This is a genomic window from Cellulomonas sp. KH9 (assembly GCF_900114185.1).
GTDB lineage: Bacteria > Actinomycetota > Actinomycetes > Actinomycetales > Cellulomonadaceae > Cellulomonas.
This window is the reverse complement of record NZ_FOSE01000002.1, coordinates 452640-473004: the sequence shown is the minus strand read 5'-3', so window position 1 is coordinate 473004 and position 20365 is coordinate 452640. Positions and strand designations below refer to the sequence as shown.

At 75.2% G+C, this 20365-nt stretch carries 20 protein-coding genes and 1 tRNA gene; 12 read left to right on the top strand and 9 right to left on the bottom strand.

Going from position 1 to position 20365, the window contains the following annotated elements:
• Positions 1 to 166: 166 nt before the first annotated feature.
• A tRNA-Leu gene (locus BMZ16_RS08305) sits at positions 167 to 249 on the bottom strand.
• A 175-nt stretch (positions 250 to 424) separates the two neighbouring features.
• Between BMZ16_RS08305 and BMZ16_RS08300 the strand changes: the two genes are divergently transcribed.
• The 5 genes from BMZ16_RS08300 (at position 425) to BMZ16_RS08280 (ending at position 6020) form a co-directional block, all read left to right on the top strand.
• On the top strand, positions 425 to 1711 hold the full coding sequence (locus BMZ16_RS08300; RefSeq protein ID WP_089799332.1) for an AI-2E family transporter: 1287 nt from the start codon (positions 425 to 427) through the stop codon (positions 1709 to 1711).
• A gap of 18 nt (positions 1712 to 1729) precedes the next feature.
• Entirely contained in the window at positions 1730 to 2671 is a 942-nt protein-coding gene (locus BMZ16_RS08295) for a PaaX family transcriptional regulator (protein ID WP_089799331.1), read from the top strand.
• Between the two features lie 220 nt (positions 2672 to 2891).
• A complete protein-coding gene (locus tag BMZ16_RS08290; protein WP_089799329.1) occupies positions 2892 to 4148 on the top strand; it encodes a cellulose binding domain-containing protein in 1257 nt (418 codons plus the stop codon).
• Positions 4149 to 4308: 160 nt separating this feature from the next.
• Positions 4309 to 5565, top strand: coding sequence for a DNA polymerase IV (dinB, locus tag BMZ16_RS08285; protein ID WP_089799327.1), 1257 nt, complete (start codon positions 4309 to 4311; stop codon positions 5563 to 5565).
• Positions 5566 to 5636: 71 nt separating this feature from the next.
• Positions 5637 to 6020: a helix-turn-helix domain-containing protein gene (locus BMZ16_RS08280; protein WP_089799325.1), complete on the top strand. Its 384-nt coding sequence runs from the start codon at positions 5637 to 5639 to the stop codon at positions 6018 to 6020.
• 50 nt (positions 6021 to 6070) lie between these two features.
• Here BMZ16_RS08280 and BMZ16_RS08275 read toward each other — a convergent pair whose 3' ends face one another.
• Both BMZ16_RS08275 and BMZ16_RS08270 read right to left on the bottom strand, forming a co-directional pair.
• Positions 6071 to 6664, bottom strand: a complete 594-nt coding sequence (locus BMZ16_RS08275; RefSeq protein ID WP_089799323.1) for a ClpP family protease — start codon at positions 6662 to 6664, stop codon at positions 6071 to 6073.
• The gene (locus BMZ16_RS08270) at positions 6661 to 7287 is read right to left on the bottom strand and encodes a ClpP family protease (protein ID WP_089800001.1); all 627 of its coding nucleotides are present in this window, start codon (positions 7285 to 7287) and stop codon (positions 6661 to 6663) included. The genes BMZ16_RS08275 and BMZ16_RS08270 overlap by 4 nt, the downstream gene beginning before the upstream one ends.
• Positions 7288 to 7418: 131 nt before the next feature.
• Here BMZ16_RS08270 and BMZ16_RS08265 point away from each other — a divergent pair, with 131 nt between their 5' ends.
• Positions 7419 to 8222, top strand: coding sequence for an alpha/beta fold hydrolase (locus BMZ16_RS08265; protein WP_089799999.1), 804 nt, complete (start codon positions 7419 to 7421; stop codon positions 8220 to 8222).
• 36 nt (positions 8223 to 8258) lie between these two features.
• Here the strand turns inward: BMZ16_RS08265 and BMZ16_RS08260 are convergent, their stop codons facing one another.
• The 3 genes from BMZ16_RS08260 to BMZ16_RS08250 form a co-directional block, all read right to left on the bottom strand.
• The gene (locus tag BMZ16_RS08260; protein WP_089799321.1) at positions 8259 to 9023 is read right to left on the bottom strand and encodes a metallophosphoesterase family protein; all 765 of its coding nucleotides are present in this window, start codon (positions 9021 to 9023) and stop codon (positions 8259 to 8261) included.
• A 41-nt stretch (positions 9024 to 9064) separates the two neighbouring features.
• On the bottom strand, positions 9065 to 9781 hold the full coding sequence (locus BMZ16_RS08255) for an alpha/beta fold hydrolase (RefSeq protein WP_255366455.1): 717 nt from the start codon (positions 9779 to 9781) through the stop codon (positions 9065 to 9067).
• Positions 9782 to 9869: 88 nt separating this feature from the next.
• Complete coding sequence (locus BMZ16_RS08250; RefSeq protein ID WP_089799319.1) at positions 9870 to 10637, bottom strand: fructosamine kinase family protein; 768 nt, start codon at positions 10635 to 10637, stop codon at positions 9870 to 9872.
• 103 nt (positions 10638 to 10740) lie between these two features.
• Between BMZ16_RS08250 and ald the strand changes: the two genes are divergently transcribed.
• The 3 genes from ald to BMZ16_RS08235 all read left to right on the top strand — a co-directional run bounded on the left by ald (position 10741) and on the right by BMZ16_RS08235 (position 15390).
• Positions 10741 to 11874, top strand: coding sequence for an alanine dehydrogenase (gene ald, locus BMZ16_RS08245; protein WP_089799317.1), 1134 nt, complete (start codon positions 10741 to 10743; stop codon positions 11872 to 11874).
• 109 nt (positions 11875 to 11983) lie between these two features.
• Positions 11984 to 14077, top strand: coding sequence for a M3 family metallopeptidase (locus BMZ16_RS08240; protein ID WP_089799315.1), 2094 nt, complete (start codon positions 11984 to 11986; stop codon positions 14075 to 14077).
• Positions 14074 to 15390 carry a M20/M25/M40 family metallo-hydrolase gene (locus BMZ16_RS08235; RefSeq protein ID WP_089799313.1) on the top strand — a complete coding sequence of 439 codons (1317 nt, stop codon included), beginning with the start codon at positions 14074 to 14076 and terminating at the stop codon, positions 15388 to 15390. The genes BMZ16_RS08240 and BMZ16_RS08235 overlap by 4 nt, the downstream gene beginning before the upstream one ends.
• A gap of 64 nt (positions 15391 to 15454) precedes the next feature.
• On the opposite strand, the gene BMZ16_RS08230 is transcribed toward BMZ16_RS08235, so the two are convergent.
• Complete coding sequence (locus BMZ16_RS08230; protein WP_089799311.1) at positions 15455 to 15703, bottom strand: DUF5703 family protein; 249 nt, start codon at positions 15701 to 15703, stop codon at positions 15455 to 15457.
• Positions 15704 to 15805: 102 nt separating this feature from the next.
• Between BMZ16_RS08230 and BMZ16_RS08225 the strand changes: the two genes are divergently transcribed.
• Positions 15806 to 16117, top strand: coding sequence for a primosomal protein (locus BMZ16_RS08225; protein WP_089799310.1), 312 nt, complete (start codon positions 15806 to 15808; stop codon positions 16115 to 16117).
• Between the two features lie 44 nt (positions 16118 to 16161).
• Here the strand turns inward: BMZ16_RS08225 and BMZ16_RS08220 are convergent, their stop codons facing one another.
• Positions 16162 to 17118, bottom strand: coding sequence for an aldo/keto reductase (locus tag BMZ16_RS08220; RefSeq protein WP_089799308.1), 957 nt, complete (start codon positions 17116 to 17118; stop codon positions 16162 to 16164).
• An 86-nt stretch (positions 17119 to 17204) separates the two neighbouring features.
• Between BMZ16_RS08220 and BMZ16_RS08215 the strand changes: the two genes are divergently transcribed.
• Positions 17205 to 18107, top strand: coding sequence for an undecaprenyl-diphosphate phosphatase (locus tag BMZ16_RS08215; RefSeq protein WP_369822501.1), 903 nt, complete (start codon positions 17205 to 17207; stop codon positions 18105 to 18107).
• A 63-nt stretch (positions 18108 to 18170) separates the two neighbouring features.
• A complete protein-coding gene (gene mshC / locus BMZ16_RS08210) occupies positions 18171 to 19415 on the top strand; it encodes a cysteine--1-D-myo-inosityl 2-amino-2-deoxy-alpha-D-glucopyranoside ligase (RefSeq protein WP_089799306.1) in 1245 nt (414 codons plus the stop codon).
• 71 nt (positions 19416 to 19486) lie between these two features.
• Here mshC and BMZ16_RS08205 read toward each other — a convergent pair whose 3' ends face one another.
• Positions 19487 to 20344, bottom strand: a complete 858-nt coding sequence (locus tag BMZ16_RS08205) for a PAC2 family protein (protein WP_089799304.1) — start codon at positions 20342 to 20344, stop codon at positions 19487 to 19489.
• Positions 20345 to 20365 lie beyond the last annotated feature (21 nt).

Genomic DNA, 20365 nt, shown 5'->3' with positions numbered 1-20365 from the left:
TGCGCACGGCGCCGCGCGGTCGCGGCCCGCGCCGTCCGGTCGCGACGGCCTCGTCGCCTTCCGACGTCCGGTGACGTCGGGAACGGCGTGGTTCCACCGCGGGGACGAAAAAACCCCCGACTCGCGTCTCCGCAGGTCAGGGGTTCTTCGTCGCTGTCTCAACGAGTGTCCGGAGGGGGACTTGAACCCCCACGCCCTTTCGGGCACTAGCACCTCAAGCTAGCGCGTCTGCCATTCCGCCACCCGGACGAGTGGACATCGAGGAGCCGTTTCCGGCCCCTCGGCGCGGCAGAAAACATACCACGGTGCCGTCGTGGTTCCCGCATCCGCGGGTTCGGGGGGCTCGCCGGTCGGCCACCGCGCAGGCAGCGTGCGCGGGGGGCAGACTGCTCGTGTCAGCGCCACGACGAAGCGGAGGTCCGGCATGGTCGACGGGTCGGACGTGCGGGCGTCCGCGGGTGCGGCGGGAGCCGCGCGCAAGGTCGCAGGCGGTCGTCGCAACCCCGCGGTCGTGGGTCGCGACGAGACGGCGCCCCGCTGGCTGCGACGCTCGGCAGGTGTCTCGTGGCGCCTGCTCGTGGTCCTGGCCGCCGTCGTCGTCGTCTTCTTCGCGACGTCCCGCGTGACGCTGCTGTTCGTCGCCGTCTTCCTGGCGATGGTCTTCACCGCGGTGCTGCGTCCCCTGGTCGAGCTCATGTCGCGGGTGATGCCCCGCGGCCTGGCGACGGCCCTGTCCCTGCTCGCCGGCATCGGGTTCTTCGTCGGCATGCTCACGTACGTCGGCTACTCCATCGCGACGCAGTGGAACGACCTGAGCAAGCAGTTCGAGTCGGGCATCAAGCAGATCACCGACTTCCTCGAGAGCGGGACGCTGCCGTTCACGATCACCAGCGAGCAGATCGCCACGTGGATCGAGAACGGCGTGAAGTGGATCCAGGACCACGCGGGTGACCTGGCCGGGGAGGTCGCCGCCAGCGCCGGGTCGGTCGTGGAGGGGTTCACCGCGCTCGCGCTCGCGGTCTTCTGCACCGTCTTCTTCCTCGCCCGCGGTGCCCAGATGTGGACGTGGTTCCTCAACCAGCTCCCGGCCCGCAACCGCCCGACCTGGCAGACCGCCGGTGACGCCGGCTGGTACACGTTCTCCGGCTACACGCGGGGCACCGTCATCATCGCGATCACGGACGGTCTCCTCGCGTTCGCCCTGCTCACGGCCCTGCGGGTGCCGCTCGCCGCGCCGCTCGCCGTGCTGGTGCTCATCGGTGCGTTCATCCCGCTCATCGGCGCACCGGCGGCGATGGTCGTCGCGATGATCGTGGCGCTCGCGGCCAACGGGTTGTGGTCGGCGGTCGGCGTGGGTGTGGGGATCGCCCTCATCGGGCAGCTCGAGGGGCACATCCTGCAGCCGCTCATCATGGGCAGGCAGGTGTCGTTGCACCCGGTCGTGGTGGCGCTCTCCGTCACCGCGGGGACGCTGACCGCCGGCATCCTCGGCGCGGTGATCGCCGTCCCGCTGGTCGCGGTGGCGTGGGCCGTCTTCTCCCGGCTGCGCACGCTCGACCCGCCCATGGGCGCGGACGTCACGGACGACGACGCGGACGACGACGCGGACGACGACGCGGACGACGGTGGTGGTGACCGGCCCGTCGGACCCGGGGGGCGGGCGGGTGCTGCTCTGCGGGCGCCGGGCGCGGAGCCGGACGCCCTGCGCTGAGCGGGCTACCGTGACGCCGTGGAACCGCACGGGGTCGACGTCGCAGCGCCCCGGCAGCAGCGTGGCCCCAGCCCGCAGCACCTGCTGACCACCGTCCTGGGGGAGTACCTCGACTCCGCCGACGCGGCGCTGCCGTCGGCCACGGTCGTCGCGGTGCTCGGGGAGTTCGGGATCAGCCCGGCGAGCGCCCGGGCGGCGCTGTCGCGGCTGGTCCGGCGCGGCCTGATCGGCGTGCGGGCGAACGGTCGGACGCCGCTGTACCACGTGGCGCCGCAGGCGGTCGCGCGGCACCGTGCGACGATGCACCGGTTCCTCGCCTTCGGCGGGGTGCCGCGGGTGTGGGACGGGCAGTGGCTCACCGTCTCCTTCTCGTTGCCGGAGTCGTTGCAGGCGCAGCGGCACGCGCTGCGCAAGGCCCTCGGCGCCCTCGGCTTCGTGCGGCTGTACGACAGCGTGTGGATCAGCCCGGACGACGACCCGGCGCCGGTCCGCGACGGGCTGGCGCAGCTGCTGGGCGGGGTGCCCGGCGCGCGCTGGTCGGTCATGCGCACCCGCTTCGAGGACGAGGCGGGCCCGGGCGGGCCGGGCGCGGCGTACGACCTGGAGGCGCTGGCGCGTGCCTACCGGGACTTCGTCGCGCGGCACGAGCCGGTGCTGGTGGACGTCCGGGAGCGGCGCGTCCGTCCGGCGGCCGCGCTGGTGGCGCGGGCGACCCTGATGGACGGGTGGCGTCGCTTCGCCGCGGTCGACCCCGACCTGCCCCCGCACCTCCTGCCTCCCGACTGGCCGCGGGAGCAGGCGCGCGCCACGTTCCTCGAGGCGCACACCGCGCTGGGGCCTCTCGCGCACGAGCGGCTCGTGGCCGTGATGTCGCCCACCTGGCCCGACGCCGCCCGGTGGGTCACGCACTACGTCGCGGCGGACGACCCGCGGGACCCGCCGCGCCGTGCGTCGGGCTGACACCGCGAGGACGTCGAGCTCGGCGGGGGTCGCGCGGTCGGGTGGCGGAAACGTTTCGGAGCCGAAGCGGTCCGGGCAGTTCCTGGACATTTGTCGTGACTGCAGCGACGGTGAGTGTGCACCTGCTCGACCGGCTCGCCGGCGACGCCGCCCGGTCGCGTGCCCCGCCCGCCGAGGCACCCGGGGTCCGTGGCGTCGTCGCCCACACTCGGAGGTCCCCATGAGACGACGAACGTTCACCCGCCCCGTCCTGGCCGCAGCGCTGGCCGCCGGTGCGCTCGTCGGCGCGGCCGTGCTGACGCCCGCCGTGGCCGCGCCCGGAGGGTCGGGCCCCCACCCGGCCGACTACTCGACGACCAGCGCCCTGCCCAACCACACGGTGTACCGCCCGGTGAACCTCCCGGCGGAGCGGATGCCCGTCGTGGTCTGGGCCAACGGGGCGTGCTCGGCCGACGGGACCTCCGCCCAGAACTTCCTGCGGGAGATCGCGTCGTACGGGTTCCTCGTGATCTCCAACGGACGCCCCGGGGGAGGCGGGAGCTCGAACGCGAGCTGGCTGACGCAGGCGATGGACTGGGCGACCGCCGAGAACTCCCGGCAGGGCAGCCCGCTCTACGGTCGGATCGACCCGGACAACGTCGGCGCCGCCGGGTTCTCGTGCGGGGGCATCGAGGCCTACGCCGTGTCGGACGACCCCCGCGTGCGCACCACCGGCATCTTCAGCAGCGGCCTGCTCAACGACGCCGACGACTACCAGCTGCGACGCCTCGACCACCCGATCGCGTACATCATCGGCGGGCGGAGCGACATCGCGTACCCCAACGCGATGGACGACTGGGGCAAGCTGCCCGCCGGGCTGCCGGCGTTCATGGGCAACCTCGACGTGGGGCACGGCGGTACGTACCACGAGACCAACGGCGGCCAGTTCGGCCGCGCGGCCCAGCTGTGGTTCCGGTGGCAGCTCCAGGGCGACCGGCAGGCCGGGCAGGCCTTCGTGGGCCAGAACTGCGGTCTGTGCACGTCCGGCTGGGCGGTCCAGCAGAAGAACCTGACGCTGGGGGCCGAGCCGACGCCCACGCCCACCGTGACACCCACGCCGACCGTGACACCGACCCCCACCCCGACGCCGACCCCCACCGCGACGCCGTCCCTCACGCCGACGCCGCCCCCGACGGACGGCGGCGGCACGTCCGCCTGCACCGCCGCGTACCGGGTCGTGAACCAGTGGGGCGAGGGCTTCGTCGCCGACGTCACGGTCACGGCACGGTCCTCGCTGACCGGGTGGCGGGTGCGCGTCACGCTGCCCGGTGGCGGCGTGTCGACCAGCTGGAACGGTGTGGCGAGCGGCTCGGGCGGTGCGGTGACGGTCACCAACGCGCCGTGGAACGGTGCGGTCGCCGCGGGTCAGAGCACCACGTTCGGGTTCCAGGGCACCGGCAGCGGCGCGGGCGCCACCGTCACGTGCGAGGCCGCCTGACCACGCGCTCACGCACCCCCCGTGCGGCGGGCCGGTGATCCGGCCCGCCGCACGGTGCGTCCGGTCCTCGGCGCCCGCCCGGCGCGGGTGAGGCCGCAGCGCGCCGGGCGGTCCACGCCGAGACGCCGGGTCGAACAGGTGTTCGAGTTATGCTCGCCCCATGGCGGGCCCGACGATCCTGCACGCCGACCTCGACGCGTTCTACGCGTCGGTCGAGCAGCTGCTGGACCCCCGCCTGCGCGGGCGCCCGATCGCGGTGGGGGGCAGCGCACGCGGGGGCGTGGTGCTGGCGGCGTCGTACGAGGCGAAGGCGTTCGGCGTGGCCGGGGGCATGCCGGGCTGGCGCGCCGCGCGGCTGTGTCCCGCGCTGCGGTTCGTCCCCGGTCGGTTCCGGGAGTACCAGCCGCTCGCGGACCGCGTCATGGACATCCTGGGCGACGTCACGCCGGCCGTGGAGCGGATCTCGATCGACGAGGCCTTCCTCGACGTCTCGGGGTCGACGCACCTGTTCGGCCCGCCCGCGCAGATCGCGGAGCTCCTGCGGCGGCGGGTCCGCGAGGAGGTCGGTCTGCCGATCTCGGTGGGCGCGGCGCGCACCAAGCACCTGGCCAAGATCGCCTCCCAGGTGGCCAAGCCGGACGGCCTGGTCGTCGTCGACCCCGAGCGGGAGCAGGAGTTCCTCGACCCGCTGCCGGTCGGGCTCATGTGGGGCATCGGGCCGGTGGCCCGTGCCCGGCTGGCCGAGCGCGGCATCACGACGATCGGGGAGCTGGCCCGGACGCCCTCGGGCGCTGTCGAGCAGGTGCTGGGGCACGCGGTCGGCGCGCGGATGTCGGCGCTCGCGCACAACGAGGACCCGCGCCGGGTCGCCGGTGCCGGCCGGGCGCGGTCCGTCGGGGCGCAGTCCGCGCTCGGTCGGCAGCCCGTGACGCGCGAGCTGGTGCGCGAGGTGCTCACCCAGCTCGCCGACCGCGTCGCCGGACGCCTGCGGGCCAAGGACCGCGCCGGGCGCACCGTCACCGTGCGCGTGCGGTTCCCCGGCATGCGGTCGGTCACGCGGTCGTCCACGCTGCCCGGGCCGGTGGCCACCACCCTGACCCTCACCGAGGTCGCCGAGCAGCTCGTCTGGCAGGCGATCCGTGACCAGCCGCAGCCGGAGCCCGAGGTGACGCTCCTCGCGGTCTCGGTGTCCGGGCTCGTCCCGCAGTCCGCGCTGCAGCTGGAGCTGCCGCTGGAGGCCGACGACCCGCGGCGCCCGGGGTCGGCGCCGGGCGCGGCACGCTGGGCCGTCGACCGCTCCGTCGACGCGGTGCGCGCCCGGTTCGGCACCCGCGCCGTGGGGTACCTGCCCGCCGCGATGCCGCGCGTGCGCACGGTGCCCGACGAGTTCCGTGAGCTCGCCGAGCACGACCTGTGACCGCCGGCCCCGCCGTTCTGCCCTCAGCAGATCGTGCTCCGCACCGCCCCCGGCGGACCTAGGTTCGGTCCATGGACCACGACGTCGTCCCGCTCGTGACGCGCCGCCCGTCCGCGTGGCGGCGGACCATCGGTGCGCTGCTGCGCGCCGCGCGGGAGGACCGAGGCCTGCGCCTGGTCGACGTGGCCGCCCGGGCGCGCCTGTCGCCGCAGTACCTCTCGGAGGTCGAGCGCGGCCTGAAGGAGCCGTCGTCCGAGGTGCTGGCGGCGCTGACGGACGCCCTCGGGCTGACGCTCGTCGACCTCGCGGAGGGCATCGCCGCCGTCCTGGGCCGCGCGGACGGGCGCGGGCACGCGGGCGGGACTGTCCGGACGCTGTCGGGGGCGGCCGAGCTGCCGAGGCGGGCGGACGGCCCCGCGGGCCCGCTGCGTCCCGGCGTGCTGCTGGCCGCCTGACCCTCGTCCCGCCCTGCCCTCCCGGCGCGCCCCGTCGCCCCGTCGCCCGGTCAGCGTCCCCGCGACCGCACCACGTGGTCCGCGATTCCGTACGCCACCGCCTGCTCGGCCGTCAGCACCAGGTCGCGGTCGGTGTCGCGGCGCAGGGTCGCCGTGTCCTTGCCCGTGTGCCGGGACAGCACCTCCTCGAGCTGCGCCCGCACCCGCACCACCTCGTCCGCGGCCAGGATCAGGTCCGGCACCGTCCCCTGCCCGCGGGTCGACGGCTGGTGCAGCACCACCCGCCCGTGCGCGAGGATCGCGCGCCGCCCGGCGGCGCCCCCCGCCAGCAGCACGGCCGCGTCCGCCGCGGCCTGCCCCACGCACGTGGTCTCCACGTCGGGCCGCACGTACTGCATCGCGTCGTAGACCGCGAGCATCGCCGACGTGTCACCGCCGGGAGAGTTCACGTACAGCTGGATCGGCAGGTCGGGGTTCTCCGACTCGAGGTGCAGCAGCTGCGCCACCAGCACGTTCGCCACCCCGTCGTCCAGCGGCGTGCCCAGGTAGACGATCCGCTCGGACAGCAGCCGGCTGAACACGTCCACCGACCGCTCGACCGTGCCGCGCCGCTCGACGACGTTCGGCACCAGGTACCCGCTCACGCGCCGAACCCCGCGATCCCCACGGCGGCACCGCGTCCCGCGACCCGGGGGCGTACGTCCGCCGGGTTCGTCGCGACCGCGTCGACGAACCCGTACGCCAGCGCCTCCTGCGCCGTGAACCAGCGGTCGCGCAGCGAGTCCTCCCGCACGCGCTCGACCGGCTGCCCCGTGTGCTGCGCGATCAGCCCCAGCACCGTGTCACGGGTGTGCCGCAGGTCGTCCGCCTGCAGCTCCACGTCCACGGCGGTGCCGCCGATCCCCGCCGACCCCTGGTGCAGCAGCACCCGCGCGTGCGGCAGGGCGTACCGCTTGCCCGGCGTGCCGGCCGAGAGCAGGAACTGCCCGGCGCTCGCGGCCATGCCGGCCGCCACGGTCCGCACGTCGTTGGGGATCAGCCGCATCACGTCGTGGACCGCGAGCATCGCGGGGACGGACCCGCCGGGCGAGCTGATCCACAGCGTGATGTCGGTCCGCGGGTCGTCCGCGGACAGCAGCAGCAGCTGCGCCGCCAGCCGGTGCCCGGTCTGCTCGTCGAGCGCCGTGCTGAGCGCGACGACGCGCTCGTCCGCGAGCCGGGCGAGCAGCTCGTCGTCGTAGGGGCGGGTGGGGGTCGGTGTGGTCATGGCCCCACCCTGCGCCGGGTCGAGCGCGACCGGGGCGCCGTGCTGCCGACGGCGGATCCGCCACGGGCAGCGCACACCGTCGTCGGCCGCCACCGGGTCGCGGCGCGGCCCACGCCCTAGGCTCGGTGGCCGTGAGCACCAGCGCGCAGCCCCTCGTCGGCACCACCGTGGGGGAGTCCGGGCAGCCGGTCGTCTTCCTGCACGGACTGTTCGGGCAGGGCCGCAACTTCACGCAGGTCGCCAAGGCGCTGACGCCCGAGTTCCGGTCCCTGCTGCTCGACCTGCCCAACCACGGCCGCTCGGCCTGGACCGAGGACTTCGACTACGCGGCGACCGCCGACCTGGTGGCCGAGCACCTGCGGGGCGGGTTCGCGGCGGACGGGCCCGTGCACGTCGTCGGGCACTCGATGGGTGGCAAGGTCGCCATGCTGCTGGCCCTGCGGCACCCCGACCTCGTGGACCGGCTCGTCGTCGCGGACATCGCGCCGGCGTCCGGCGGGTCCCTGGGGGAGTTCGCGCACCTGCTCGACAGCCTCGCGGCGATCGACCTGAGCACCCTGACCCGCCGCGGCGAGGCGGACGAGCGCCTCGCGGAGCGCGTCCACGACGCCCGGGTCCGCGGCTTCCTGCTGCAGAACCTGCGCGCCGACGGCGACACGTTCCGGTGGCAGGCCAACCTCGACCTGCTGCGCCGCGACCTGCCCACGATCGGCGGGTTCCCCGACGTGGGGGACGCCACGTTCGACCACCCGGTGCTGTGGGTCGCCGGGGACCGCTCGGACTACGTGCGCCCCGAGCACGGGCCGCAGATGCGGCGCCTGTTCCCGCGCACGACGCTGGTGACGCTCAAGGGGGCGGGGCACTGGGTGCACTCCGAGCAGCCCGAGGCCTTCGTCTCGGCGCTGCGCACGTTCCTGGGTGCCGCCGGCCGCTGACGGCCTGGTCGACCGTCCCGCCAGGCCGGCACCGGGTCAGACGTCGTCGGCGCGCAGCCCGCGCTCCGCGTGCAGACCGCGGTACACGGCCGTGCGCAGCTCGATCGCGTACGCCTCGCGCTGCGGCATCCGCGCCTCACGGGCCACGGCGATCTCGGCCTCGACGTCGTAGGGCACCCGCACCACCTGCAACGAGAACGGCGCCGACGCGTCGGCGCCCGGCTCGCCCTCCAGCACGACGTACGAGGCGGTCGGCTCGTCGAGCGGGTTGCCCACGCTGCCGACGTTGAACAGCGTGCGACCGTCCTGCGTCTCGACGTACGTGTCGTGGACGTCGCCGTACCCGACCATCGTCGGCACCGGGCCGTCACCCGTGAGCTCGGTGGTGGCGAACATGCCGGCGAACTCCTCGGCGGTGTGGTGGAAGTGCACGCGCACGTGCACGCTGCGCGCCGATGCGTGCAGCAGCCGGATCCGCCGCCCGCTCAGCTCCAGGTGGTGCACCAGGGGCAGGCTGCGCAGCCACGCGCGGTCGTCCGGCGTGAGCTCCTCGTACCACCAGGTCAGCGCCTCGTCACGGACCGTGTCCGGGTGGGGGAGGAAGTCGTCCCAGTTGCCGCGGACGGTCACGGCGCAGCGCTCGCGGCTGCGGGCGACGGCGGCCGAGCCGCGCGGGCCCTTGCCGACGACGTCCCCGAGGTTCAGCACCGTCGTGACGCCGCGGGCGTCGACGTCCCGCAGCACCGCGTCGAACGCCGTCATGTTGCCGTGCACGTCCGACAGCACGGCGATGCGCTCCATGCCGGCTCCCTCCGTGGTCGTCCGCAGAGGGTAGCGGGACGTCAGACGGCCGCGGCCAGTGCAGGCGCGGGCGTGCGGGCCGCGAGCTCGTGCAACGCGTCCAGCAGCACCCGGTTGAAGGCGGCAGGGGCGTGGGAGTTGACGTCGTGCCCCGCCCCGGGCACGACGGTCAGCCGGGCGCGGGGCACCGCACGCAGGTAGCGGCGCTCGTCGAGGCGCAGCGGGTCCCGCGCACCGTTGACGAGCCACACGGGCAGCAGCAGACGGCGCAGGTCGTTCAGCGGGGAGTACCCGGCCATCGCGGTCAGCATGTCGGTCACGACGTGCCACGAGCCCTTGCCCAGGCCGAACCACCGCGTCACGTGGTGCGCCGCCCGCCGGTACAGCGACAGCGGCTTGCCCTTGATCTCCGTCGAGCAGCCCGCGAGCACGACCCCCGCGATGCGGTCCTCGTGCCGGCCCGCGTACGCCAGCGCCGTGTAGCCGCCCAGCGAGAGCCCGACGAGCAGCGGCTGCTGCGCGCAGGACCGGACCGCGTCGTCGATGGCCGCCAGCGCGCCGTCCAGGGTGAACCGCTCGTCGGAGCGTGAGCCGTGCCCCGGCAGGTCGATCGCCACGGTCGGGTGCCCGCGGCGCTGCAGCGCCCGGACCTGGGGCGACCAGATCTCCGAGGACGTGCGGGTGCCGTGGACGAGGACGATGGGGCGGGTGATGAGGGGCCTCCTGGGCGTGGGTCGATCGGTCGTCCCGGGCCGCACGGCGCCGGTGCCGTCCTCCCGGGACGCTGTGACGCTAACCCCGGAACCTGGGTGCCCGCCGGGCGTGCCCGGGTCCCTCACCAAGTTCTCACACGAGCGCGCCGTGCAGCAGCGCCCGGGTCTGCGCGACGTACCCGCCGCCGAACAGCAGCGCGTGCACGGCGACCGGGTACAGCTGGTGCAGACCCACCCGGTGGCGCCGGCCCGGCAGCGGGTGGACCTCCTCGTACGCCCGGAGCACCTCGTCGAGGTGCGGCAGGCCGAAGAGCGCGAGCATGGCCAGGTCCGTCTCGCGGTGCCCACCGTGCGCCGCCGGGTCGACGAGCGTCGCACCCCCGTCCGTCCACACCACGTTGCCCTGCCACAGGTCGCCGTGCAGCCGCGCCGGCGGCTCGCCGTCGTCCCACCGGCCCGCCCGCAGCAGGTCCGCGAGCCTGCCGAAGGCCTCGTCGTCCTGCGGGGTCGTCAGGCCCGCGCGGCGCAGGTCCCGCGCGACCGGCTCGACGCGGCAGGCCGCGAGGAACGCGCCCCACGAGTCGTACCGGCCGGCCCGCATCGGCAACGGCGCGTCCAGCGGGCCGAACCACCCGTCCCCGGACCACCCGTCGGGCGGCGCGCCGAACGCCGACGCCCCGGCGTCGTGCGTGCGGGCCAGCCCTCGCCCGAACGCCCGGGCGGCGGCGGCGTCCGGGGGGACGGGGTGCAGCCGCACCAGGTCGAGGTGGTCGTCCGCGACGTCGAGCACCTCCACCACCGGGACGCCGCCGGCGGCAGCCAGCCAGCGCAGCCCCGCGGCCTCGCACGCGAAGAACCCGGCGGGGGCGTCCTGGCGGGACTTGCGGTGCACGGTCGACACACCGCCACGCTACCGACCGCCATCAGGTCGTCATGCGGGCGCAACAGCCCCGCAGCAGACTGGACCGACAGGAGCACCGCCCTCGGCCACCAGGAGAACCGTCATGCAGGTCGGCGTCCCGCGCGAGACCAAGAACCGCGAGTACCGGGTCGCCCTGACCCCGGCCGGGGTGCAGCACCTCGTCGCGCGGGGCCACGAGGTCCTGGTCGAGGCCGGCGCCGGGGACGGCTCCGCCGTGCCCGACGAGGACTACGCCGCCGTCGGCGCCCGCATCGTCCCCACGGCTGCCGACGCGTGGGCGGCCGAGCTCGTGTGCAAGGTCAAGGAGCCGATCGCCCAGGAGTACGCGTACCTGCGTCCGGACCTCACGCTGTTCACCTACCTGCACCTGGCCGCCGACCGGCCCACCACCGACGCGCTGCTGTCCGCCGGCACCACCTCGATCGCGTACGAGACCGTGCAGCTGGCCGACGGCTCGCTGCCGCTGCTGGCACCCATGAGCGAGGTCGCCGGGCGGCTCGCCACGCAGGTGGGCGCCTACCACCTCATGCGCAACGAGGGGGGCCGCGGCCTGCTCCTCGGCGGGGTGCCGGGAGTCGACGGCGCGAAGGTCGTGGTCCTCGGGGGCGGCGTCGTCGGGACGCACGCCGCCCAGATCGCCGCCGGCATGCGCGCCGACGTGACCGTGCTCGACCTGTCGGTGCCGCGGCTGCGCGAGCTCGACGACCTCTTCGGCGGGCGCGTGCGCACGATCGCGTCGTCGACCTGGGCGATCGAGCACGAGCTGCTCGACGCCGACCTCGTGGTCGGCGCCGTCCTGCTGCCGGGGGCGCGCGCACCGCGCCTGGTGAGCAACGAGCTGGTGTCCCGCATGCGGCAGGGGTCGGTGCTGGTCGACGTCGCGGTCGACCAGGGCGGCTGCTTCGAGGACACCCGGGCCACGACCCACGACGAGCCGACGTTCCGCGTGCACGGCTCCGTGCTGTACTGCGTCGCCAACATGCCCGGGGCGGTGCCCGTGACGTCGACACGTGCCCTGACCAACGCGACGCTGCCGTACCTCGCCGCGTTGGCCGACCTGGGGTGGCGGGGTGCCGCGGCGGCGGACCCCGCGCTCGCGGGCGGCCTGACGACGCACGGTGGGCGGCTGCTCAACGAGGCCGTCGCGCAGGCGCACGGCTACCCCTGGACGTCACCCGACGCGTGGCTGCCGACCGACGCCGACACCCGGGGCTGAGCCGCGGTGCCGCGCGCGCCGCGCGGTGGCACCGACGTGACGTGCGCGACGCGACGCCCCGGGGCGAGGGTGCGTGCCCCGCGGCGCCCGCGTCTGTGACGATGGCCCCATGACCTCCGACGCGCTCCCGCTCGACCCCGCCAACCCGTTCGCCCGGGCGTCCGACCTGCCCTACGGCCTCCCGGACTTCCGGGAGCTGCGCGAGGAGCACTTCCTGCCCGCGATCCGTGCGGGCATGGCCGAGCAGCGCGCCGAGGTCGAGGCCGTCGCCACCGACCCCGCCGACCCCACCGTCGAGAACACGCTCGAGGCGCTGGAGCGCACCGGGCGGCTGCTGTCGCGGGCCGCGTCGGCGTTCTACGTCCAGGCCGGCGCGGACTCCACGCCGGGTCTGCAGGCGATCGAGGAGGAGGTCGCGCCGCTGCTCGCCGAGCACTCCGACGCGATCTGGCTGGACGCCCGGCTGCACGCGCGCGTGGAGGCGCTCGCCGCGGCGCTCGAGGCCGACGGCACGGAGGTCGCCCCCGACACGGCGTGGCTGCTGCACCGCACGCGGACCCGGTTCGCCCGCGCGGGCGTCGGTCTCGGCGCGCAGGAGCAGGAGCGCCTGCGCGCGATCAACGCGGAGCTGACCACCCTCGACGCGACGTTCGGCCGGCGGCTGCTGGCCGCGACCAACGCGGCGGCCGTCCTCGTGACCGACGAGGCGGAGCTCGACGGTCTGCCCGAGGACGCGCGGGCCGCAGCGGCCCAGGCGGCGACCGCCCGCGGGCACGAGGGCGCGTGGCTCATCGAGCTGCAGCTGCCCACCCAGCAGTCCGTGCTGTCGCTCCTGCGCGACCGCGGGCTGCGGGAGCGGATCATGACCGCGTCGCTCGGGCGCGGTGCCGCCGGCGACGAGAACGACACCCGCAGCACCCTGCTCGGCATGGTGCGGCTGCGTGCCGAGCGGGCCCGCCTGCTGGGCTTCGAGCACCACGCCGCCTACGTGGCCGCGGACGCCACGGCCGGGTCGGCGCAGGCGGTCGAGGACATGCTGTCGCGGCTGGCGCCCGCCGCCGTCGCCAACGCGCGTGCGGAGGCCGCGGACCTCGAGCACGCGCTGCAGGCCGACCACCCGGGGTCCTCGCTGGAGCCGTGGGACTGGGCGTACTACGCCGGGCGCGTGCGCCAGGAGCGCCGGGCGCTCGACGAGGCGGAGCTGCGGCCCTACCTGGAGCTCGAGCGCGTCCTCGCCGACGGCGTCTTCCTGGCGGCGAACAAGCTCTACGGCCTGACCTTCGCGGAGCGGCACGACCTGGTCGGCTACCACCCGGACGTCCGCGTCTTCGAGGTGTTCGACGCCGACGGCACCGGCCTGGGCCTGTTCCTCGGCGACTGGTGGACCCGCCCGGCCAAGCGGGGCGGGGCGTGGATGAACTCCCTGGTCGAGCAGTCGACGCTGCTGGGCGACGCCCCGGTCGTCGTCAACAACCTCAACGTGCCCAAGCCGCCGCCGGGCGAGCCGACGCTGCTGACGTGGGACGAGGTCATCACGCTCTTCCACGAGTTCGGGCACGCGCTGCACGGGCTGCTGTCCGACGTGCGGTACCCGTCGCAGTCGGGCACGAACGTGCCGCGGGACTTCGTGGAGTACCCCTCGCAGGTGAACGAGATGTGGGCGTGGGACCCGACGGTGCTGCGGTCGTTCGCCGTGCACCACGAGACCGGTGAGCCCATGCCCGACGAGTGGGTGCGGACGCTGCTCGCGGCGCGTCAGGACGGCGAGGGGTTCGCCACCACGGAGTACCTCGCCGCGGCGCTGCTGGACCAGGCCTGGCACCGCCTGAAGCCTGAGGAGGTGCCGACGGACCCGGCCGACGTCGTGGAGCTCGAGGCCCGCGCGCTGCGCGCCGCCGGCGTCGACCTGCGCACCGTCCCGCCGCGGTACCGCACCACGTACTTCAACCACATCTTCTGCAGCGGCTACTCGGCCGGCTACTACGCGTACATCTGGTCCGAGGTGCTCGACGCGGACACCGTGGAGTGGTTCACCGAGAACGGCGGGCTGGACCGCGCCAACGGTGACACGTTCCGCCACCGGCTGCTGGCCCGCGGAGGGTCCGTGGACCCGCTGCAGTCGTTCGCCGACCTGCGCGGCCGGGGACCGCACATGGAGCCGCTGCTCGCGCGGCGCGGGCTGCTCGGGGCGGTCGCGCGGTGAGCGCCGCGGGGACCGCCGCTGACGAGGTCGTCGACCTGTGCCGTGAGCTCATCCGGTTCGACACCACCAACCCGGGCGACGGCACCGGGCCGGGGGAGCGGGCGGCGGCGGAGTACGTCGTGGGCCTGCTGCAGGACGTGGGCCTGGAGCCGGAGCTGTTCGAGAGCGAGCCGGGGCGGGCCAACGTCGTCGTCCGGCTGGAGGGCGCCGACCCGTCGCGGCCGGCCCTGGTCGTGCACGGGCACCTCGACGTGGTGCCCGCCCACGCGCCCGACTGGTCCGTGGACCCGTTCGCCGCCGAGCTGCGCGACGGCCTGGTGTGGGGCCGCGGCGCGGTCGACATGAAGGACATGGACGCGATGGTGCTCGCCGTCGTGCGGCAGATGGTCCGCGAGGGCCGGCGGCCGGCCCGTGACGTCGTCGTCGCCATGTTCGCCGACGAGGAGGCGGGGGGCCGGCTCGGCGCGCACTGGGCGGTCGAGCACCGGCCCGAGCTGTTCGCCGGGGCGACCGAGGCGATCAGCGAGGTCGGGGGCTTCTCCGTCGACGTCGCCGGGCAACGGGTGTACCTGCTGCAGACGGCGGAGAAGGGCCTGGCGTGGTTGCGGCTCGTGGCGCGCGGCCGCGCGGGGCACGGCAGCCAGGTGAGCACCGACAACGCGGTGACGCACCTGGCGTCGGCCGTGGCCCGCATCGGCGCGCACCCCTGGCCGCTGCAGCTCACGCCCACCGTGCGTGCGCTGCTCGAGGGCGTCGCGGACCTCACGGGGCTGCCGTTCGACCCGGACGACCCCACGGGCGTGGAGGCGCTGGTCGAGGCACTGGGGCCGGTGTCGCGGTTCGTGGGGGCGACCCTGCGCCACTCGACCAACCCCACCCGCCTGGCGGCCGGCTACAAGGAGAACGTCATCCCCGGGGAGGCGACGGCGGTCGTCGACGGCCGGTTCCTGCCCGGTCGCTCGGCGGAGTTCGACGAGACCGTCGCCCGCCTGGCGGGACCGCACGTGCGCGTGGACGACCTCGTGCGCGACACCGGCCTGGAGGTGCCGTTCGAGGGTGCGCTGGTCGACGCGATGGCCGCGGCGGTCCTCGCGGAGGACCCGGGCGCCCACGTCCTGCCCTACATGCTGTCCGGCGGCACCGACAACAAGTCGCTGTCGCGCCTCGGCATCACGGGGTACGGCTTCGCGCCGCTGCGCCTGCCCGCCGACCTCGACTTCGCCGGCATGTTCCACGGCGTCGACGAGCGGGTGCCGGTGGACGCCCTGCAGTTCGGCACGCGCGTGCTGGACCGGCTGCTCTCGACCTGCTGACGACGCGCCCGGGCCGCCCGTCGGTGGCCCGGGCGCGCGTCGGTCCACGTCCGGCGCCGTGCCGTCAGCCGAGGGTCTCGGCCAACGTCGAGCGCACCCGGATGATCTTGCGGCGCAGCCACACGCGTCGCTCGCCGCCCGCGTACAGCCGCAGCCGGGCCAGCTCCCACCGCCCGTACTCGGCCTCGTCCGTCAGCAGGCGGCGCGCGTCGCCACCCGACGTCGTCGGGGGGATCCGCAGGACCCGGTACTCCCACTGCCCGCCCTGCGTGTCCCACTCGCTGCGCCGGTCGCGCACGGTGCCGTTCGCCATCGCCTCACCCCGTCCCGCCCGTCCGGGCCCGACGTCGTGCCAGGAGCGCCCGTGGGCGCCGATGCGCTGCCATTGTGCCCCGCGCGGCGCTACCGTCGTCGCATGACCGTGGACCCGCGCGCCGCCCTCGACCGTCTGGTGGCCGCCCTCGAGGCGCACTATGCCGCCGTCCTCGCCAAGCAGGGCGACGACGACCCTGCGGTGGACGATGCATACGACGTCCTCGCGGACGCGTTCGAGGTCTACGACGACGCGCTCGGCACGGTTCACGGGGAGGCCACCCCGTTCTACCTCGCCGAGGAGGACGACGAGGACGACGACGACCTCGACGACGACGACCTCGACGACGAGGACGACCTGGACGAGCACGAGGATCTCGACGACGACCTCGCGTACCCGCACGCGGGCGCCTGACCTGCAGGCCGGCCCGGGCGCCGGCGCCCGACGCCGGCGGTGTCTCAGCGTTCCGGGTAGCCGGCGGGCGGGGCCGTGATCTCGTCGAGCGCGACGACGATCTCCGGCGGCAGCCGCAGGTCGTCGACCGCCAGCGCGCCCCGCAGCTGCGTGGCCGTGCGCGCCCCGACGATCGCGCTGGCCACACCCGGCCGTGACGTCACCCACGCGAGGGCGACCTCCAGCGGGGTCCGGTCCAGGCCCGCGGCCGCGGTGACGACGGCGTCGACCACCCCGGCGGCGTCGGCCGTGAGGTAGGGCTGCACGAACCCCGCGAGGTGCGCGGAGGCCGCCCGGGAGTCCGCCGGGATCGTGCGCCGGTACTTGCCCGTCAGGACACCGCGCCCCAGCGGCGACCAGGCCAGCAGGCCCGCGCCGAGCGCCGTGCAGGCGGGCAGCACCTCACGCTCCACACCACGCTGCAGCAACGAGTACTCCGCCTCGACGGCCGCGAGCCCGGGGTCGTGCTCGAGCAGCGTCGCCGCCCGCGCCACCTGCCAGCCGGGGTGGTTGGAGAGACCCACGTAGCGCGCCTTGCCGGCCGTGACCGCGTGGCGCAGCGCCGAGACGGTCTCCTCCAGCGGGGTGCGGACGTCGGGGGTCGCGAGCCATAGGTCCACGTGGTCCGTGCGCAGCCGGCGCAGGGAACCGTCCAGGCTGTCCAGCAGCGCCCCGCGCGACGCGTCGACGACGCCTCCGTCGGCGGTGCGCCGGACGCCCGCCTTGGTGCAGATGACGACGTCCTCGCGCCCCGCGACGTCGCCCAGCAGGGTGCCCAGCAGCTCCTCGGCGCCGCCGTCGGCGTACGCGGCGGAGGTGTCGACGAGCGTGCCGCCGGCCTCGACGAAGTCGCGCAGCTGGTCGGCCGCCTCGTGGTCGTCGGTGTCCCGGCTCCACGTCATGGTGCCGAGGCCCAGGGACGAGACGCGCAGACCCGTGCGGCCCAGACGGCGGTGCTCCATGGGGCGCCACCCTAGCCGCGTCCGCGGGTCGGGCCGGTACGCCGGGCCGCGCGGCACCGGCGCGGGCACCGCTATCGTTGCGCCTCGTGGCGACGGGTATCGGGACAGGCGAGGCGATCCTCCTGGGGCTGGTCCAGGGGCTGACGGAGTTCCTCCCGGTCTCCTCCAGCGCGCACCTGCGCATCGTGGGTGAGCTGGTCGGGTCGGGCGACCCGGGTGCGGCGTTCACCGCGATCACGCAGCTCGGCACCGAGACCGCGGTCCTGCTCTACTTCCGCCGCGACATCAAGCGCATCGTGCTGGCCTGGTGGGCCGCGCTGCGCGGCGCGTACGGCACGGACTGGCGGTCGCGCGCCGGCATGCCGGCGGGGCGTCCCTCGGACCACGACGCGCTCATGGCCTGGTTCATCGCCCTCGGCACGGTGCCGATCGTGGTGCTGGGCCTGGCGTTCCAGGACGCGATCGAGCGCCCGTTCCGCAACCTGTGGCTGGTGGCGCTGACGCTGGCGGTCTTCGCCCTCGTGCTCGGCTGGGCCGACCGCCGGGGCGCCAAGACCCGCACGCTGCAGGAGCTGACGCCGCGCCACGCGCTGGCCTTCGGGTTCTGGCAGGCGCTGGCGCTCGTGCCGGGCGTGTCCCGCTCGGGCGGCACCATCACCGGCGGGCTCCTCATGGGCTACACCCGGGAGGCGGCCGCCCGGTACTCGTTCCTGCTCGCGATCCCCGCGGTGTTCGGCTCCGGGCTCTACCAGCTGGCCAAGAGCGTCGGGTCGTTCGGGGAGTCCGGGACCCCGGGGTTCGGGGCGACGGTGGTGGCCACCCTCGTGGCGTTCGTCGTCGGGTACGTCGTCATCATCGCGTTCCTCAAGATCGTGTCGACCTTCAGCTACACGCCGTTCGTGTACTACCGCCTCGGCCTGGCCGCGCTCGTCGTGGTCCTGCTGCTCACGGGCGTCCTCGAGCCGGTCACCGCGCCCGCCAACGCCTAGGCGTCACAGCCAGCCGGACCGGCGTGCGCGGGGACCCCCGCCGGCGGCGGTTAGGCTTCCGCCGTGCTCACCTGGCCCGCCCCCCAGATCCCTCGGCTGCCCGGGACCGGTGAGCCGGTCCGCGTGCTCGACACCTCCTCCGGGCAGGTCGTCGTGGCGGCACCCGGTGCCGACGCGCGGCTGTACGTGTGCGGGATCACGCCGTACGACGCGACCCACATGGGCCATGCCGCGACGTACGTCGCGTTCGACGTGCTCGGGCGCGCGTGGCGCGACGCCGGGCAGCGGGTGACCTACGCGTCGAACGTCACCGACGTGGACGACCCGCTGCTCGAGCGGGCGACGGCCACCGGGGTCGACTGGCGTGCGCTGGCCGCCGACCAGACCGCGCTGTACGCGTCGGACATGGCGGCGCTGGGCGTGGTCCCGCCCGACGTGTTCCGCGGCGTCGTGGAGTCCGTGCCGCAGGTCGTCGACGGCGTGAACCACCTGCTGGCCCGTGGTGCCGCCTACCGGCTGCCCGCGCCCGACGGCGGCGAGGACGTCTACGCCGACCTGGCCGTGGACCCCGCGTTCGGGACGGTGGCACGGCTCGACCCCACCACGATGCGCGCGCTCAGCGCCGAGCGCGGCGGCGACCCGGACCGGCCGGGCAAGCGGTCGCCGCTGGACCCGCTGCTGTGGCGGGCCGAGCGTCCCGGTGAGCCCGCCTGGGAGGCACCGGGCCTCGGCCGCGGCCGGCCGGGGTGGCACATCGAGTGCGCGGTCATCGCCCGCGACGCCCTCGGTGTGCCGTTCGACGTGCAGGGCGGCGGCTCCGACCTGGTGTTCCCGCACCACGAGTGCAGCTCCTCGCACCTGCGGCTGCTCGACGAGGGGCAGTCCGCGCGCGTCCACCTGCACACCGGCATGGTCGGCTACCAGGGCCACAAGATGAGCAAGTCGCGCGGCAACCTCGTGCTCGTCTCGACGCTGCTGGCGCAGGGCGTCGAGCCCATGGCCGTGCGGCTGGCCGTCCTGGCGCACCGCTACCGCGACGACTGGGAGTGGACCGACGCGGGCCTGGTGGCCGCGCAGCAGCGCCTCGCCACGTGGCGTCGCGCGCTGTCCGGCAACGGCGGACCCGACGCGGCGCCGGTCCTCGCGGAGGTGCGGGCCGCGGTCGCCGACGACCTCGACACGCCGCGCGCCCTGGCCGTCGTGGACGCCTGGGCCGCGACGGCGCTGGCCGGCGAGGTCCCCGTGCACGAGGGGGCGCCGGGCGTCGTGGGCCGTACGGTGGACGCTCTGCTCGGTGTGCGGATGTGACCGTGGACGTCGTGACCGCGGACGTCGTGACGGCAGGTTCGTGAGCGCGGGCTCGTGACCGCGTCGGGGGCTCAGCCTCCGGTGCCCTTGTCCCGCCGCCGCAGGTAGCGCTCGAACTCCTGCGCGATGGCCTCGCCGCTGGCCTCCGGCAGCTCCGCGGTGTCCTTGGCCTCCTCGAGCTGGCGCACGTACTCGGCGATCTCCGAGTCCTCGCCCGCCAGCTCGTCCACGCCGTGCTGCCACGCCGTGGCGTCCTCCGGCAGGTCCGCCAGGGGGACCGGCTCACCGAGCAGGCCCTCGATGCGGTGCAGGATCGCCAGGGTCGCCTTCGGTGACGGGGGAGCCGCCACGTAGTGCGGGACGGCCGCCCACAGCGACAGCGCCTGCATGCCGCGGGCAGCCGCCTCGTGCTGCAGCACCCCGACGATGCCCGTGGGGCCCTCGTAGGTGTTGGGCTCCAGGCCCATCAGCTCACGCACGTCCCCGTCCTCGCTGGTGGCGTTCACGGGGATGGGTCGTGTGTGGGGCACGTCGGCCAGCAGCGCGCCGACCGTGACGATGGTCCGGGCCCCCAGCCCGGCCGCGATGTCCAGGAGCTCGCCGCAGTAGCGGCGCCAGCGCATGGACGGCTCGATCCCGTGCACGAGCACGACCTGGCGGCCGGAGCGCGGCGTCGTGGCGACCGCCACGGCCGTCGTGGGCCACGTGATCTCGCGCGTGCCGTCAGGTCCCATGCCGACGACGGGCCGGTTCACCTGGAAGTCGTGGTACTCCTCCGGGTCGAGCTCGTCGACCTGCTCGGCACCCCACACGTCGTGCAGGTGCTCCAGGGCCGCCGTGGCCGCGCCTCCCGCGTCGTTCCAGCCCTCGAAGGCCGCGAGCAGGACGGTCTCACGTGCGGGCAGGTCGGGGGCTGCGTGCTCGCTCACCGTCCCAGCCTAGGGTGCGAG